The organism is Streptomyces flaveolus (assembly GCF_000716535.1).
Lineage (GTDB): Bacteria > Actinomycetota > Actinomycetes > Streptomycetales > Streptomycetaceae > Streptomyces > Streptomyces flaveolus_A.
Map to the genome: position 1 here is coordinate 17,404 of NZ_JNWV01000060.1, position 16,093 is coordinate 33,496.

At 68.9% G+C, this 16,093-nt stretch carries 13 protein-coding genes and 3 pseudogenes; 11 read left to right on the plus strand and 5 right to left on the minus strand.

What is annotated here, in order from left to right:
- Nucleotides 1–461 precede the first annotated feature (461 nt).
- From OO52_RS42150 to OO52_RS42160, 3 genes are all read left to right on the plus strand, one after another.
- Nucleotides 462–2,693: an MMPL family transporter gene (locus tag OO52_RS42150; protein WP_030657741.1), complete on the plus strand. Its 2,232-nt coding sequence runs from the start codon at nucleotides 462–464 to the stop codon at nucleotides 2,691–2,693.
- Between the two features lie 146 nt (nucleotides 2,694–2,839).
- Complete coding sequence (locus OO52_RS42155; protein ID WP_030657742.1) at nucleotides 2,840–3,025, plus strand: hypothetical protein; 186 nt, start codon at nucleotides 2,840–2,842, stop codon at nucleotides 3,023–3,025.
- 80 nt (nucleotides 3,026–3,105) lie between these two features.
- Nucleotides 3,106–3,648, plus strand: coding sequence for a DUF6882 domain-containing protein (locus tag OO52_RS42160; protein ID WP_030657743.1), 543 nt, complete (start codon nucleotides 3,106–3,108; stop codon nucleotides 3,646–3,648).
- A gap of 77 nt (nucleotides 3,649–3,725) precedes the next feature.
- Here OO52_RS42160 and istB read toward each other — a convergent pair whose 3' ends face one another.
- Both istB and istA read right to left on the minus strand, forming a co-directional pair.
- Nucleotides 3,726–4,493: an IS21-like element helper ATPase IstB gene (istB, locus tag OO52_RS42165; RefSeq protein WP_030657744.1), complete on the minus strand. Its 768-nt coding sequence runs from the start codon at nucleotides 4,491–4,493 to the stop codon at nucleotides 3,726–3,728.
- Nucleotides 4,490–6,090 (minus strand): annotated as a pseudogene (istA, locus tag OO52_RS54830) (IS21 family transposase). Before istA ends, istB begins: the two are co-directional and overlap by 4 nt.
- Nucleotides 6,091–6,351: 261 nt before the next feature.
- On the opposite strand from istA, the gene OO52_RS42185 reads away from it, so the two are divergent.
- Entirely contained in the window at nucleotides 6,352–6,561 is a 210-nt protein-coding gene (locus OO52_RS42185) for a hypothetical protein (RefSeq protein WP_158712627.1), read from the plus strand.
- A gap of 690 nt (nucleotides 6,562–7,251) precedes the next feature.
- Here OO52_RS42185 and OO52_RS42195 read toward each other — a convergent pair.
- Together OO52_RS42195 and OO52_RS42200 are read right to left on the minus strand one after the other, a co-directional pair.
- Nucleotides 7,252–7,617 (minus strand): hypothetical protein, encoded by a 366-nt coding sequence (locus tag OO52_RS42195; RefSeq protein ID WP_027734645.1) that lies wholly within the window; start codon nucleotides 7,615–7,617, stop codon nucleotides 7,252–7,254.
- Complete coding sequence (locus OO52_RS42200; protein WP_030657750.1) at nucleotides 7,614–7,877, minus strand: hypothetical protein; 264 nt, start codon at nucleotides 7,875–7,877, stop codon at nucleotides 7,614–7,616. Before OO52_RS42200 ends, OO52_RS42195 begins: the two co-directional genes overlap by 4 nt.
- 439 nt (nucleotides 7,878–8,316) lie before the next feature.
- Between OO52_RS42200 and OO52_RS53525 the strand changes: the two genes are divergently transcribed.
- From OO52_RS53525 to OO52_RS53530, 3 genes and pseudogenes are all read left to right on the plus strand, one after another.
- Nucleotides 8,317–9,021: a Scr1 family TA system antitoxin-like transcriptional regulator gene (locus OO52_RS53525; protein WP_030657751.1), complete on the plus strand. Its 705-nt coding sequence runs from the start codon at nucleotides 8,317–8,319 to the stop codon at nucleotides 9,019–9,021.
- 96 nt (nucleotides 9,022–9,117) lie between these two features.
- Entirely contained in the window at nucleotides 9,118–9,306 is a 189-nt protein-coding gene (locus tag OO52_RS42210; protein ID WP_030657753.1) for a hypothetical protein, read from the plus strand.
- Nucleotides 9,303–9,680: pseudogene (locus OO52_RS53530) on the plus strand (DUF6415 family natural product biosynthesis protein). Before OO52_RS42210 ends, OO52_RS53530 begins: the two are co-directional and overlap by 4 nt.
- Before the next feature lie 739 nt (nucleotides 9,681–10,419).
- Here OO52_RS53530 and OO52_RS54835 read toward each other — a convergent pair.
- Entirely contained in the window at nucleotides 10,420–10,584 is a 165-nt protein-coding gene (locus OO52_RS54835; protein WP_359261579.1) for a DUF6420 family protein, read from the minus strand.
- Between the two features lie 78 nt (nucleotides 10,585–10,662).
- Between OO52_RS54835 and OO52_RS54840 the strand changes: the two are divergent.
- The 4 genes and pseudogenes from OO52_RS54840 to OO52_RS42225 all read left to right on the plus strand — a co-directional run.
- Nucleotides 10,663–11,007 (plus strand): annotated as a pseudogene (locus OO52_RS54840) (DUF4365 domain-containing protein); the annotation flags it as partial.
- A gap of 17 nt (nucleotides 11,008–11,024) precedes the next feature.
- A complete protein-coding gene (locus tag OO52_RS54415; RefSeq protein WP_324608326.1) occupies nucleotides 11,025–12,563 on the plus strand; it encodes a tetratricopeptide repeat protein in 1,539 nt (512 codons plus the stop codon).
- A gap of 902 nt (nucleotides 12,564–13,465) precedes the next feature.
- Nucleotides 13,466–14,485, plus strand: coding sequence for a PIN domain-containing protein (locus OO52_RS54845; protein ID WP_420711459.1), 1,020 nt, complete (start codon nucleotides 13,466–13,468; stop codon nucleotides 14,483–14,485).
- Nucleotides 14,486–15,295: 810 nt separating this feature from the next.
- Nucleotides 15,296–16,036: a hypothetical protein gene (locus tag OO52_RS42225; RefSeq protein ID WP_158712629.1), complete on the plus strand. Its 741-nt coding sequence runs from the start codon at nucleotides 15,296–15,298 to the stop codon at nucleotides 16,034–16,036.
- Nucleotides 16,037–16,093 lie beyond the last annotated feature (57 nt).

The following is a 16,093-nucleotide window of genomic DNA, read 5'->3' on the forward strand; positions in this document are numbered from 1 at the left end:
TCGGACGTCGCGAGCTTCGTCAACGGCGTCGTGCTGCCGGTCGACGATGCCTGGACCGTCGTCCGACGTTCTCCGATCACTCGTCCAGACGCCCGTCCTGCGGATCCCGGTCTGCGGAGCGCCGCGAGTCCCGCGTGCTGCGAGCGACGACCGGTCCGTCGGGTCGGTGTTCCGATATCAGGTGCGTGCTCCACTCCTGCGCGCCGCCCTCGCCGCGCTGGCTCGTCCTGGCCTGAAGCAACCCCCTGTGCCGTGGCCGGTGGAATCCGGCCCCCGCAGGCTTCTTCGCCCCGGTGGTCATCCTCAGGTAGGAGAACGGCGTCGTCGTTCCGCACTAGGACGGTCCCCCGTCTGCTGCTCAGCCACGAGGGCCAGGTCACCGCACTGGCACGATGCTCCGGCAGCACCTGTAAGGGCAGCCTTGGTACTCACCTGAGAACAGACTTGGAGAGACCTTTCTCGTGGCTACCTTCCTGTACCGACTGGGCCGAACCGCCTTCCGGCGGCGTTGGCTGGTGACTTTGTTGTGGGCGGTGGTCCTGGGCTGTGTCGGTCTCGGCGCCGTCAAGGGCCCGACCGCGAGTGACGACGGCACGTCGTTCATGCCCGGCATAGAGGCCCAGAAGGCGTTCGACCTGATCGGTGAGCGGTTCCCTGGCTCCGACGCCAATGGTGCCAGCGCCCGCATCGTCTTCATCGCCCCCGCTGGGGAGAAGGTGACGGCAGACGACAACCGTGCCGCCATCGACGAGCTGGTGTCCTCGGTCGCCGAGGGTGCTCAGGTGGACAGTGCCGTCGACCCCTTCGAGGCCCACGCGGTCAGCAAGGACGCCTCGACCGCGTACGCAACGGTCACCTACAAGGTCAAGGCCGACGACCTGACCGACACCAGTAAGGGCGGCCTCGAGAAGGCCATCGAGGAGGCTCGTGACTCGGGGCTCACGGTGGAAGTGGGCGGCACCGCTCTTGCCTCGCAGCCGGCCGCAGGGGGTTCGGCCGAGGCGATCGGCATCGCCCTCGCCGCCGTCGTCCTGCTGATCACCTTCGGCTCCCTGGCCGCGGCCGGGCTGCCGCTGCTCACCGCCGTCATCGGCGTCGGTGTCAGCATGTGCGCGATCCTTGCCCTCGGTAGCGCCCTGGGACTGTCCATGACCACCGGCACGCTCGCCTCGATGCTCGGACTCGCGGTCGGCATCGACTACGCCCTCTTCGTCGTCTCCCGTTACCGCGAGGAGCGTGCGAACGGTCGCGACCCGCAGGAAGCGGCAGGACTCGCGGTCGGCACGGCCGGCTCCGCCGTGGTCTTCGCCGGTCTGACCGTGATCATCGCGCTCGCCGGCCTGTCCGTGGTCGGCGTGCCGATGCTGACCAAGATGGGCCTGTGTGCCGCCGGAGCGGTCGCCATCGGCGTCCTGGTAGCCCTGACCCTGGTACCCGCCCTGCTTGGCATGTGGGCGAATGCCGTCCTTTCCCGGAAGGTCCGCAAGGCCGGTAAGCGGGGCGGCAAAGCCCAGCATCCTCTCGAGTCCGCCGCCAATGGCGGCACCCGTTGGGCTCGCTTCGTGATGAGGCGGCCCGTGGCGGTCCTTCTGCTGGGTGTGGCCGGTCTGGGGGTCTTGGCCCTGCCCGCCGCTCAGTTGGAGATGGGCATGCCCGGCGATGAGGCGAAGCCCACGTCGTCCACTGAGCGGCGTGCTTACGACGCGTTGGCCGACAGCTTCGGTGCGGGCTTCAACGGCCCGCTGACCATCGTCGCGGACGTCAAGGGAGCCGCGGACCCGCAGGCGGCCGTGGCGACGATGGCCGAGCAGATCAAGGACACCGACGGCGTCGTGTCCGTTACGCCCCCGCGGTTCAACGAAGCCGGGGACGCCGCACTCTTCTCCGCGGTGCCGGCCACCGGCCCGAACGAGGAGGCCACGAAGAACATCGTTCAGACCATCCGGGCGGAGCGGTCCAAGCTGGAGGCGGATACCGGCGCGACATTCGAGGTCACCGGCAGCACTGCGATGAACATCGACGTCGCACAGGCCCTTCAGGACGCCCTGGTGCCCTACCTGGCCGTCATCGTGCTGCTGTCCCTGCTGCTCCTCCTGGTGGTCTTCCGGTCCATACTCGTGCCCGTCAAGGCGGCTCTCGGATTCCTGCTGTCGGTACTGGCCTCGCTCGGGACGGTCGTCGCGGTCTTCCAATGGGGCTGGGGCGCCGAACTGCTGGGAGTGGAACAGACCGGCCCGATCATGAGCCTCATGCCGATCTTCCTGGTGGGCATCGTGTTCGGCCTGGCCATGGACTACGAGATCTTCCTCGTCTCCCGCATGCGCGAGGCGTACGTCCACGGTGAGAGCCCCGGCCAGGCCGTGCGCTTCCGGCACAGCGCCCGCGTGGTCGTCGCCGCCGCCGTGATCATGATGGCGGTGTTCTCCGGCTTCATCGGGTCCGGAGAGTCCATGATCAAGACGATCGGGTTCGGTCTCGCTGTCGCGGTCCTCTTCGACGCCTTCGTCGTCCGCATGACCCTGGTGCCCGCCGTACTCGCCCTGCTGGGCGACAAGGCATGGTGGCTGCCCCGGTGGCTCGACAAGGCGCTTCCCCGAGTCGACGTCGAGGGCGCCGGACTCACCTCACAGGCCCAGTCGCCGGCCCCGAGGAGCGCTGAGGCTCATCCGCGGGAGTCGGCCCGCACGTTCTAAGACGAAGCACGCTCAGACGCGCCGCAGTGCCGTGCGACCCCGAGCCCTCGGACGCCGACCGGCATCGCCGCAGCTGGTACGAACAGCTCCGCAAAGACCTACGGCGCTGGTGAACAGTTCCTGCCCCCACGCTCCGAAGGGCGACCATGCTCCGCGACGCCACCCATTCCCAGCTCTCCGGCCACTTCGACCGCTGGATCGGCCCGCTGTGCGGCGTTTGGCCCGATGGCCACGACGACTGGTGCACCGTCCTCGGCACCGCGCAAGATCGCCTGCAGCCGGTTCTGCGCCTGTCGACGGTCACGTATTTCCCCAGGTCGAACGTCACGTAATTCCCCAGCTCCTCGGTTGAACGGCACCCGAGCCGAGGCCCGTGCCGTGGGCAGGGAACCGCCCTGGCAGACTTCGCCGCATGGGATTGTTCAAGCGAGGCGGAAAGCCGGAAAGCGCCCCGCAGGGCCCCGACCCGGAGGGGCTGAGCACGCTGCTCCTGCAGGGCGAAGACATGATCGACCAGCTGGCCCGCGCGCACATGTCCTGGGGACTCGGCTCGGCGGACCGGTGGGGGCTCGACCAGCGAACTGGTGTCATCACCTGGACATTCCCTGACAAGACCGCCACCGCCCCAGCGCAGATCCTCAGCAGCTGGAGTCCTTCGTCGTCCTCATGGCGGTGGGCATGGGCCAACGAGAGCATCCTTCCCGAGATGAGCCGCGACGCCCGCGCTGTTCGTGACTGGGCCGAGGCCCACGGCCACGATGCTCTCGCGGCGCCGGAGGTCGATGCCGACGAGCAGACGGCAGGTACTCTCGCGGCTCTGGCCGTCCGGATCACCAAGGCGGCGGGCTTCTATCGTGGCCCCGGCGCGAGGTCGATCGCGATCATCACGTTCGGACCCGTCACCTTGACCGCCCAGGACGGCAGCACGTCAACCTTCAAGATCGATATCGAATAGCAGCTGTTGCCGGGAACGATGGCCCGGTGCCTGGCCTCGTGCGGCCAGGCAACTCGGCAGCGCCCGGGCTCAGCGGATCAGATCGGTTTGTCCTGCTTCTCGGTGGGGCCCTTCGGTCGCTTGTTGAGCCGGTAGCTGGGGCCGTTCATGATGACTTGATGGCTGGCGTTGATCAGCCGGTCCAGCAGTGACTCGGCGACGACCGGGTTCGGAAAGAGGGGATACCAGTCGTTGGGTGCCCTGTTGCTCGTGATGATCAGGGACCGGCCCTGTCGTTCGGAGACGAGTTCGTAGAGGTCATCGGCCTGGGACGCGGTCAGCTGGCGCATGGCGAAGTCGTCGAGGATGAGCAGGTCGAGGCGGATGAGTTCGCGCATGCGTTTGTCCCAGGTGCGGTCCGCGTGGCCGCCGGCGAGTTCGGCGAGGATGCGGCTGGTCTTGGTGAAGCGGACGTTGGCGCCCTGGCGGACGGCCTGGTGGCCGAGGGCCTGGGCGACGTGTGTCTTCCCGACCCCGACGGGCCCGAACAGAATGACGGACTCGCCGGAGTGGAGCCATCGCAGGGCGGAGAGGTCGCGGATCTGGGCGGCGGGCAGTTTCGGGGAGGCGGCGAAGGCGAAGCCCTCCAAGGTGGCCTGCTGCTCGAACTTCGCTCTGCGCAGGCGCCGTTCGAGAGCGACGGACTCGCGGCGGGTGATCTCGTCCTGGCAGAAGACCTGGAGGAAGTCGAGGTGCCCGAGCTCGCCCTTCTGGGCCTGGGTGAGGCGGGCGTCGAGGGTTTCCAGCATGCCGGACAGTCGCAGTGTCTTCAGCGACTCGCGCAGGGCGGTGGTCATCACGCTCACCGGTCGGCCTCCTCAGCATCGACGTCGGCGTGACCCTGGTCGTCGTGAACCTCGCCGGGGATCTGCGGGGGGATGGTGGCGGCGAACAGGCCCTCGGGGCCGTGAAGGAAGGCCGCGGCTCCGGCGTCGCCGGTCTCCGGTTCGGGGTCGGTTTCGGTGCCGGCGACCAGGATGCCCTTGACCGTCCGGTAGGACGGATCACCGACCGCGACCGCCTTCGCGCAGGCGGCTTCGAGCCTGGTGTCGCCGTACTTCTTCCGAAGCCCAGGACCCCTTGGGCGGCGCGGAGCCGGTAGAGGGCGTTGACCTCGAGCAGTTGGTCGATCACCTGCCGGCAGGCGTCCCCGACCTGCGAGGCTTGGCCGCGGCACCAGATGGGCGTGCGCATCTGGAAGGCGATCTTCTCAGGCGGATAGTCATCCTTGTCGGTGCGTTTTCCCTGCTCAAGTGCCGCGTGCGTCTTGACCAGCTCGCCCTCGTGGAAGACCTGCACCATCGTGGCGGTGGAGCGGACATCGACACGGCGGCCGATCAGCTTCCAGGGCACCGAGTAGAGGGTGCGGCCGACCTTGATGTGGATGTCCGGGCCGACGGTGGCCTGTGACCATCTGGCCAGCACGAACGGCTCCTCGTGCAGCGGCAGCAGGGCCTTGGCCTCCACCGCCTCGAACACGGACAGTGGCTTCGCCCCGTCCAGCGGCCGGCACTGCCGCTGACCTGCGACGTTCGTGGCCCAGAGCAGGGCCTCGGCCTGCATGTGCTCCAGCGAGGTGAACGTCCGGCCGCTCCAGAACGAGTCACGGACGTAGGGCATGGGCCGCTCGACCCGTGGCTTGTCCTTCGGCTTCGACGCCCGTGCCGGATCCACCAACGTCCCGTAGTAGGAGGCAAGTTCGGCATACGACCGGTTGATCTTCGGGTCGTAGAGGTCCGGCTTGTCGACCCCGGTCTTGAGGTTGTCCGGCACCAGGCGACGCGGGACGCCGCCGAAGAAGCGGAAGGCTTCCGCGTGTGCGAGGGTCCAGGCGTGCTGGTCCATGTGCGTCACGGGGCGGACGAACATGTGCCGCGAGGCTGGCAGCACCATCACGAACGCCCAGATCCGGTGCCGCTTCCCGCTGGTGGGGTTGATCCACTGCCCCAGGAAGCCGTAGTCGATCTGGGCCTCCGAGCCCGGCTCGACGTCATCCCGCAGCACCGTTACCTTCGAGCGGGCCGCCTCGTCGGGCAGGTTCTCATGCACCCAGCGGCGGAACGTCGTGAGTGACACCCTCAACTTGCCCTCGTCGCGGAGCCGTTGGTGGATCGTGGTGACCGTCGTGGTCTTCAGCAGTTCCTTGACGTAGTCGCGGTGCGGCTCGATCTCGCCCCACCTGACCTGGTTCAGCTTCCGGCTCGTGAGCTCGGGGAACCAGCTCTTGAGCAGCTTGGCCCAGTCCGCCTCGCTCATGGGCGGCCCGCCTGGGGTGATCCTCGCCTTCTCCGCCGGCGCCAGGTACTTCCTGATCGTCTTGCGGTCCACTCCCAGCGAGGCGGACACCTGGCTCTTGGACCGGCCCGCGTACCATTGCACGTAGATCTCGACGATGTCGACCACGGTGAACGTTCTCCTTGCCATCCGGTGCGTCCGTCGGCCTCTCGGCTCGCGGATCGAGGGCCTGCGACGCTCCGAGAGGCCCAGACCCTCAACCCGGGCACCGGCATGCCCATGGGGAACCCGGCCGATTCGCAAGGAAGAACCAATCCATGATCAAACCACTCGAAACAGGGAACATCACCCCAGTTCGAGCATGGTCGGCGGCACCATCGATGGTCGGCGCCCCAGTGGGGAATCGTGACCACAGGGGTGGGGAATTACGTGGCGCTGATCATGCGGATCGTGGGGAATTACGTGACCGCCGACATGCGACCCTCCGAGGCCGACCCCTACCGACGTGTTGCGCACCTGCTTGCGCGAGCGTCCGCAAGCACCGGAGGAGATTCGGAGAACGCCGACTCCGCCCTGGAAGCCCTCGGTGCCGCAGAGGCGATCGCCGGCCAGGCCCGTATCACGGCCGGCCAGGAGTGACTTGTCGGGCTCGGTTCGGCCAACGCGGCTGCTGCCAGCCGCTGCTGGCAGCGAAACCGTTACGTCGGCTGGCGGTTGGAAGGTGCGATGCGAGGCGTAGAGGAGAATGGGCAAGGCACGGAACGCTTGCGCCGCCGGTGAGGAGAAGAACGTTGGATCTGCAGGCCGGTGTAGGCGTCTACCAGTTCGTTCGCGACCGACAGGACGATCTCCGGGACGAACAACACCCGGATGGCCACGACGCGTACGTCCAGCCCCGACGCGACGCCCACGAGCTCAGCCAGGAGTTCGCTACTGCGGCTCCAAGCGGGCACCACCGATGAGGCCCGCCGCCTACTCGACGCGCTCATGGCCATGGCCGACCAGTGGAAGAGCCACCCTGACTTCCCCGCCGTAACCCGCGCCGTCCGCGCTGTGCACGACGCGGACACCACAGCGGAACGGTGATCACGAAGGGCTTTTGGTTTCTCACGTCGGGCGCGGTCGTCGTCATGCTGCTCCTCACGCCCTGGTGATCCGCCGTCGTGTCACTCCATGGACAGTGGGGTGGCTGGCCATCCTGCTGGCCTCCATCGCCATGATGGCCCTGCTGGGTCTGACGGCACACCTCACCGCTACGGATGGCCGGCCGGCGCTCGTCGATGACCCGGATTCCTGACTCGGTACGGACCGCGTGAAGAGCCTGCTCGATCAGCTCGTCCAGGTCTTGATCTGAGCGGCGACCTCCCGCACCGGGAGACCGTCCCGGGCGGCACGGGCCAGCGGGAGAACGGTGTCCAGGCCAGGGCCCACCGGCATCCCGCACGCCGACAGGTAGGCCGCGGTCACCGTGGCCGCGAACAGCAGATTCCGCATCTCCAGGCTCGGGTTTCTCGCCAGCTCGCACAGCAGCGCCGCAGCCTTGTGATGAGGTTCGGGGTAGACCTCGTGGTCAAGGATCTCCGCCCGGTGACGTGCTTCCGCCGCTACGGGGACGCCGTAGTCGACGACCTGGGGGTCTCCCGGAATCTGCTGCGCCACTGCCAGGATCCACGCGAGGTCGATGCGAAGGTTCACGCGGCGTCCCTCGGTGCCGTCTCCGCCGGGGCGTCTGGGAGACCGGGGTACCGGTCCTCACCGACTTCCGCATCGAACACGTCCGTGTACGCGGCCAGGAACGATGCAGCGCCGGCCATGAAGGCCGCGCGGGACTGATTCACGTCCGCCTCGATCAGGTCGGCCACGTACCCCTGCAAGCTCAGGCCCCGGCGCTTGGCCCGGTCCTCGGCGGCCGCCCTGACGGCGTCGTCCAGCCGGATATTCGTCTGCTTTGCCATACCCACCAGCATAGCTAGCTACTGATACCGTCGACTAGCATTCGCATAGGGTCCGGTGCCGCGGCGAGATCGCCTATCGGGCGGCCGGGAAGGCCAGCAGGCCCTGGGAAACCGGGATACGCAACTTCCGCCACTTGGTCAACGACTTCCCTGCCCACGCGGTGATCGTCGGCGAGAACGGTGTCGATCCGCTTGGTCCTCGACCCGTTTCTGTCCGACGCACGGCGCATGCTGCGCGAAGAGGACATCTGGGAAGGCCATCCCGCAGGCCTGGCGGGCGGAGCTGAAGTGACCATCGCGGTTGAGCTGCGAGGCTTCGACGACGATGTTGACGCCAAGAGCGTCCTGTCCAGCGCCGCAGTGCTTCGATCCCTATGTAGCCCGGCTGACCTACCGCTTCGCCCCTCGAACGGAGGTAGCAACCGGCGACGGATCCCAGGTGCAGCCCACCAGCCGGCCGCTGACCGCGAAGGACTACGACGTCGTTGTCTTCGCTGGCGAGCGCGAGACCAACGACGTACGCGCCATCCGCCGCGAAGTGGCCCTGCGCGTCCTGCCAGCCCTGCGCGACGCCGAGGCAGACCAGCACAACTGGCGGCGCAGTCCCATGCGGGATCTCCTCGAACGACTGCCCCTGGACCCGGTGAACCTGGAAGCCACCGCCTCGGCGATCGCCCCCGCTGTCAACCAGCTCACCAAGGACAACAACGTCGCCAAGCTGGTGCTCTCCGTATCGGACCGGACTGCCGGGGTGCGTCGTGCCTGCACCGGTCTCCCGGTCGCGCGCTGGGCTGCCTGCCGTCGGCCGGGTCCGCGCGGGTCGCGGCCGGCGCTGTGCCCGGCGGCTCGGCTCGCTGCAGCGCTGGGGTTGGGCCTGCGCCCGGCGGCCCGCGTGATGCCGCTCGCCTCCGTCTCGCTCGGGATCATCCCGTTCACCGCCCAGCGCACCGTGTGGCCCCTGGAAGCGTTCTACGTCCACGACGACACCACGGCCGTGGTCGAGACGCTGACAGCGGAGATCAAGGTGACGCAGCCGCGCGACGTCGCAGACTACGCCAAGGCGTTCGCCGGACTCGCGGAGATGGCCGTCTACGGCGCCGCGGCCCGCGCCCTCATCCAGGCCGCGATCGACGCCCTGGAGTGAAGTTCCGCAATTACCCGCAATCTCGTTGAGAACCGAGCGGCGGTCTCCGTAGCGTTGAACGACACCGACACACCCATCACACGGAGGCGGTGCCCCATGAGCGCACCCACACTCACCGGCCCCCAGCCGGAAGACCGCGGCCTCCAGCCGTCCGCCTTCAGCCGACCTTCCCCGGCGCTGATCGCCCGCGCCGACCGCGGCTACGCCCGCTTCCTCGCCGTCCAGGCCCTGGCCGCCGCCACCGGCGACCACGACCAGGACGACGACGCGGCGGGCGCCCGATGAGCGACACCCACGCCGTGCTCCACGACCCCGATGGCCTGATCGAGGCCGAACCGCGCCCCCTACGAGGCACTCGTCACCGCCGTCCTCGCGTGGAAAGACCCGGACCTCGCACGCCGCGACTACGAACAGATCGCCCTCCAGCTCACCGGGCACGCCCGCGCGGTCGCCGCCGACGTCCGACGTCTCGCCGCCGCCCTGCCCAAGAGCGACGGCCGCGGCGCCCTCGCCGAAGTCGTCCTCCGGGAAGCCGACGGCCGCCTGTCCGCCCCGCTCAAGGGCACCGCCCGCTTCCAGAACCGCGCCCGCCTCGTCCAGGCCCGGCCCTCTACACCCGGCTGGACCGCCTCACCGAACCCGCCCCGGCCGCCACGTAGCCCGACGGCCCGGTGGGTCGGGCACCCTTGAGAACGCTGCGTCCGCGCCCGGAGACGCAAAGCAGCTACGCCTCGTCTCCTTCTTCGTCGGGGCGATCGAGGTCCTGGTTCAACCGGGCCGATGAGACGTCCGGCCGAAGACATCGAGGGAGCCGGGGCTGGCCAAATGCAGCCCGGTCCGGCGCAGCGCCTCACGGCGAAGGCGCTCCGCAAACCGCCTGGTGAGCTCGCCGCGCAGACGCACACGCGTCGTCTCGAACGCGCTGGCGTGCACGTTCCGATATCGGTGCGAGCGTACATAGTGGAGGACGACCAGGTCGCGGAGCGTCTCGACGTGCAGGGGATCGGTGAACGGGGCGCCGGCATGCACGGCCACGAGCGCCGCGGGGGCCCGTGTCTCCACCGAGCCCACAGAGCCTCGACAGAAGCGGAATCGACCGCAACGAAGTCCTCGGCCAAGCCGCACGCCCGTGTGCCCTTCAGCTTGTTCCGGCGCTCCGGGTTGCACACGTCGACGGGCAACAGCTGCCAGCCGGCTCCTCCCGAACCAGGCATCGTGAACTGCCGGAGGAGGACCTGGGAAGCGAGGTGCTGCCGGCCTGTGCGCGCTGCCTTCACGTGTCAGATTCTGGCAACTGTCCAGCCTCGGTGGGTACGAATTATCAGGGCATCGGGAGGCGAGATCAGCAGAATCCCGGCCCGTCCCCTGTCGGCGCACCGGGCGCGGCAAGACTGTCTGCTATGCGGGGTCTCCGGCGATGGTCGATGTCTCCGCGAAGAGACGGGTGGCTGGCCCGAAGTCCCCGAGCTCGATCGCGAGCAGGGCGCGTACGAAGGTGGACAGGTCGGCGGAGCCAGCTGGACTCGTGGATCCTGGACCGGTCGGCTCAGGCAGGAATTCGATGTCGGTGGGGGCCCGTAGGCTTCAAGCTAGGGCTGCAGCAACAGGCAGCGTGGGGGAAGGGACAGGGACTTGACGACGGTGCGCCCCACGCATCTCACGGAACGGGTCGGCGTTAGCTTGGTCAGCCTCCAGGTGGTGTCAGAGCTGGGATGGCTGTTTCGTGAGCAGGAGACCAGCGATGTCGGAATCGACGCACAGCTGGAGGTCGTGCTCGGCGCGAGCATGAGCCCGGGTACCTCCGGGAAGTCGACTGGCCGACTGCTGGCCGTGCAGATCAAGTCCGGGCCTAGCCAGTTCGCCGGCGCGGCCGATGGCGGTTGGTGGTATCCCTGCGACGCCGCGCATGTCGAGTACTGGACGAGCCACTCGCTGCCGGTCGTCGTCATGCTGGTCGACACGGGAACCCGCAGCGTCTACTGGCAGCACGTCAATCTCACGACGTGGTGTCCACGGGCAAGCACTTCAAGATCTTCGTCCCCGCGGCCCAGCAGCTCGATACGGCCAACGCCGACGCGCTGGCCGCTCCGGCCCGCTCTAAACAGGGCGCCGACCCCGTCACCGAGGCCGCCGATCGTCTGCCGGCGGAAACCCGTCTTCGGCTCCTCAAGGCCCACCGTGCCGGGCGGGCCTACGCGGCGCCGCTGGCCTTGCTCCTCGCCGACTCCGATCCCGCCCACGCCGTGCGCGTACTGCTCACCTCACCCCCTCCCTGGCTGACGAAAGCCGACACCGCGCACATGGAGGACGTTTGGAGGATCACCGCCTCTTACGCCGTCAGCCACGAACTGGGCATGCCGACGGTGAGCGCGCTGGAGCGGGCCGCCGCCGTATCCGCCGACAGCCGGGGCCGCCTCCTCACTTTGGCTGCACTGGCGGCCGCCTACCAGGGAAGTCCTCAGGCGGTGTCACTGGCCGACCAGGCCGGGGAAGAAGGCGACACCCTTCTCCTGGCCGTCGTCCGGGCGGTGATCGACTCCCCGCAACGGATGCCCGAACACGTACCCGACGTCGTGCAGCAGGCTCTGGCCGCCGGAGACCCGGCCGCCACCGCCGACGCCAACGTCCTGCGCTTCACGGCCCACTGCCACGTCACCGCGGGCCGCCACGACGAAGGCGAGGCCGTGCTCGAAAGGGCGCTGCGCCTCACGCCCGGCGATCCTGACATACAGGCCGAACTTGCACGGTGCCTCCTGTACCGCAACGCGGTCGGGGCTCCCCGGCAGGCCTTCCTCGACATCGGCCGGGCCATGCGTCTGGCGTCGGCCGCGAGCGCCGAGTACCGGCGCTGGCGGGGCCCGAGTATTCGGGCGGCGCGCGTCCTGCTTGATGCCCGTGTCATGGCCGGCGACATCACTGCCGCCATCGGGACAGCGTTGGCCGAACCTGAGGGGGACGCGCAGGATCCGGAGACCTTCAGCCAGGAACTTCTGGTCGAGGCGGTCCGGGTGGCCAGCCAGGCCGGTCAGGAGGAACAAGCTGCCACCCTCGCCGAGAGCGTGACCGGCGAGGGCGACCGGCTGCAGTTGCTGGCCCACATGTGCGACGCCGCGGCGGGCAGCAGCCGGGAGGCGCGCATCGCCGCCTGGGAAGCCGCGGCTGCCGGCGCAGGCAGCGAAGACCAGCGCGCCATGGCCGCCTACGCCCTGGCCGGTCTCGGGGTGTGGCCCGTTCCCCACCTGGAGCGCCTGCACGCTGAAGGCGCCCTCGCCGAAGCGCTCTACCCACCCGCTGGGCGACGGCCGACGCTGCGCGTGGTGACGACGCAGCTGCCGTCCGGCGCCTTCGCCACTGGGAGTCTCGAAGTGTCGTGGCAGCGGCGGGGCTGGTCGTCCAGTACGACAAGCAGGGCGAGCACGCCCTGGCGGCGGAGGCCGCCGAGCGGGCGGGTCGGCGCTTCGGCGACACCTCGCTCCGGGCCCTTGCCGTCGACCTGTGGGAACGGGCCGGCGACCGGGAACGGGCCCGGATCGCCGCGCTGACCCTGGTGTCCCGCCCCCTCCTGCCCGACCGAATGCGTGGCCGCCTGCGGCGCGCCCTCGTCCAGTGGGCCGGGGAGCGCGGGGACTGGGGCGACATGGAGGACCATGCACTGGCCGGGCTGGCCAAGGAGGCGGGCATCGACCACGTGATGGCCGCCGAAGGAGTCGGCCGCGCGCTGCCGTCCCCGGCTATGGACTTCGCGTGGGCGGCCATCCACGCCCAGGTGAGGAACAGCAGCCTCGAGACCGCGCGCGACACCCTGACCCGGTTCGCGCCCCAGGTCCGCAACGAGCAGGACGCGCGGGCCTGGCTCACGCTGACCCGTTGGTCAGGTTGGACCCCGGCGCTCGCCGAAACAGCACTCGGCCTGGCCGAACACTTCCAGCCGACGGACACCGAACTCTCCGCGCTCCTCACCGCGGCTGTCCTTGCCGCGACCGGAGAGCCACCGCAGCCCGTTGGCGACGTCAACGGATCCGCCTCCGCCCTGGAGGGGGAGACGCGGCACGCACTTGAGCTGCCCGAGCCGCTGCGCGAACGCCTGATACGCCTCCTGGCCGAGCTGCCTCCGAGTGCGGTGCTGACCCCTGTCACAGGCGGCGCGCACGGACTCGCACGACGCCTCGAACAGACCCTGGGGCGCCGCGAAGTGCTCCTGGAGGCGACGGCCAGCGGGGTACGCGCCGGACAGCTCCCCGCCGACATGCTTGCCGCAGTGGCGCAACAGCCCGTCACCCTGACCCTTCTCCAGCGCGCGGCCGGCGTTTTCCCCGCAGGGAGCACCGACCCCGTGCACACCGCCGCCGAGCGGAAGGCCGTGCACGAAGCGCTCGGCCGGACCGCCGTCGTCGACGTCACGGCTTTGGCACTGACCGCCTTCCTGCCCGGACGCCTCGGCGAGATGAGGGCGGCTTTCGCGACCACACCGTCCCCCACCGCCGTGTGTGGCGACGTACTCAACACCTGCTACAGCCTGCGCGAGACGGAACGGTCGGCCGGCGTGCTCGGCGTACGGGGCGGCCGACCCTTCATCGCCGCGTACACCGACCAGGACCGGCAGGAGATCCGGCGCCTCGCCACCGCTCTCTCCCCGGCCGTCCCCGGTCTCCAGCCGGTCGAAGTGCCCGACCTCACCGAGGTCCGCCGCAGGTTGAGCATCTCAGGCCCGACCGACGACTCGGTTGACGCCTGGCTATCCGCCGCCCAGCTCGCCTTGGACATAGGCGCACCACTGTGGTGCGATGACGCGTTCCTACGGAGCCAGCTGATCGCAGAGGGCATCCCCACGTTCGGATCGCTCGCCCTGCTGCACGTCCTCACCGAGCACGACGACTACCCCGAGTTCACCGCCGACCGCCTGGACGAGGACCTCCGCGTCCTGCTGACGTCCCAGGTGGTCGATCTGCCCGTCACCCTGGCCCTCCTCGCCGAGACCGCCGCCGCCGACGGCTGGAAGGCGGGTCCCGCCGCCGCACCCTTCAGCCGTCCCCACCTGTGGGAGACCGCAGGAGGCCTTCCCCTTTGGACCGCGGCCGCCGAGCAGGTGTGGACCCACGCCCCCGGCGAACTCGGTGGCTGGGTCCGCGTCGCGGCCCACGGGGCGACAGTACGGGCTCAACCCGCCCACCTGCTCCGAGCCATCCTCCTCCTAAGCATCGAAACCCTTCTCGCTGTCGGCATCGGTCCGCAGTCGGCGCACGAGGTAGAACGCGCCGCGCTCGACGCGCTGGGCACTGCCGTCCGGGCCGTGCAACGAATTCACGAGGTGACCGAGCAGCCGGTCCCCGTCCTCCCCAACCCCACCGACCAGGAATTCCGAGGACTCCTGCGCGCGGGACTGCGACGGGCGTTGACGGCACGCCGCTTCTCGGCTGCTCTGGCGACCGCCATCGTCGATGAAGCCGTACCGCTGGAGACGTGACCGCAGAGGGCCCATGCCCCCCATTTCAGCCCGACGTCGGCGAGCGCGACGAGCTTTTCGATGGTCAGCTTGGCCCGGCGGCCTCTTGCTGTTGGACAGGAAACTACCCCGAGTTCCACCTCCGACCGTCCGGCAACGCCTCTACGTGCCCATGGGGACCGTCACAGAGCCTCGTGCTGGCCCTCTACGTCAGGGCGGCAGCCCCTGTTGAAGGCGCTCACGGGCGCCGTGGACGGCTCTGCGGACGCGCCCGGTCCCACCGGGGCCGGAGCCGCGGTTCGGGCGTTGGACCCTGGGCCAGGGCTCGGCGCCTCGGCCGGCGGCCGCCGACTTCCTGGAACCTGCTCGGACGCCGCTGACGCAGTCCTGAACGGGGCCGGGGGTGAGGCCCTCTCCCCGCCATGTGGTGATCGGTCGATCATGCCGGGAGGAGACCGGAAAAAGTCAGAGCGTGGATGTGTTGGTCCCATTACGATCCGCGGATGGCTGACAAGCGCCCGCCGGGCACTCTGGGTGTTGACCCTGATTGGGTGATCTTTCGGTCGTGGGTGGGTGTGGGTCCGGTGTTGGTCCTGTTTGTCCTGTGCTCGTCGCGTTGCTGTGACGGTGGCCTGCAGGTGGATGGATGCTACGCAGGTTGATTGGGTGCAGGCCTGTTGTCTGTGCAGGTCGGCTGCCGCGCCGTAAGACAGTAGGGGGCTTCGCTGTGGGCAATGGGGGCTGCCCAGGCTGATCCGACTGCGGTGGTGTAGAGATGCACCTATGTCCCGCAGTTTGTTCGAACGTATCCGTAAGGTGCCTGACGAGGTCATGGACCCACGCTTCCGTTTTGTGCGTGATGACCACATACCTCAAGCCACTCGACGTTTGATGGATGAGACCTTCGTGACCTTCCAGGGCGCCGACCGCAGCTTCGCCCGTGAGTTCCAGACGGGTGGCTTCTCGCCTCGGGTCCTTGAGCTGGCTCTGTTCGCCGCGCTGCAGGAACAGGGGCATGTCCTGGAACGCCCCGGTGGCGCGCCCGACTTCCTCATTGGAGGGCCGCATCCGGTGGCTGTCGAGGCCACCACCAGCAATCCTGCCCAGTCCACGCCTGCCGCCGATCTCGATCCGCCCAAGGGTTCCCATCCTCTTGTTCCCAAAGACCTGGAGGACGCGGAGAACGAGTTCGTGCTGCAGTGCGCCAAGGCCCTGCGCCGCAAGCTCGAGAAGCGGGATGCCCAGGGACGCAGCTACTGGGAACAGCCGCACACCCAGGACCGGCCGTTCGTAATCGCTCTGGAGTCCTTCCATCATCTCAGTGCCCTGTTCCATACCGTTGCGCCGCTGGCCAGCTATCTTTACGGGCGCAGGGACGTGGCCACGCGTGACGAGCACAGCACTCTTGTCCTGACCAGTGAGGAGATCACGGAGCACCGGCACAAAGACACCGTCATCCCCAGCGGTCTATTCACCCGGCCTGAGGCTGCGCACCTGTCGGCCGTGGTCTTCTCCAACAGCGCCACGGTTGGTCACGTCCGCTGGAGTGGTGTATCGACGGCCACTCGGTGATCTCGTTTTGAGGCTATGCGGTGAGTTCGGTGGGCAGGACGGTGTCGTCGGTTTCTG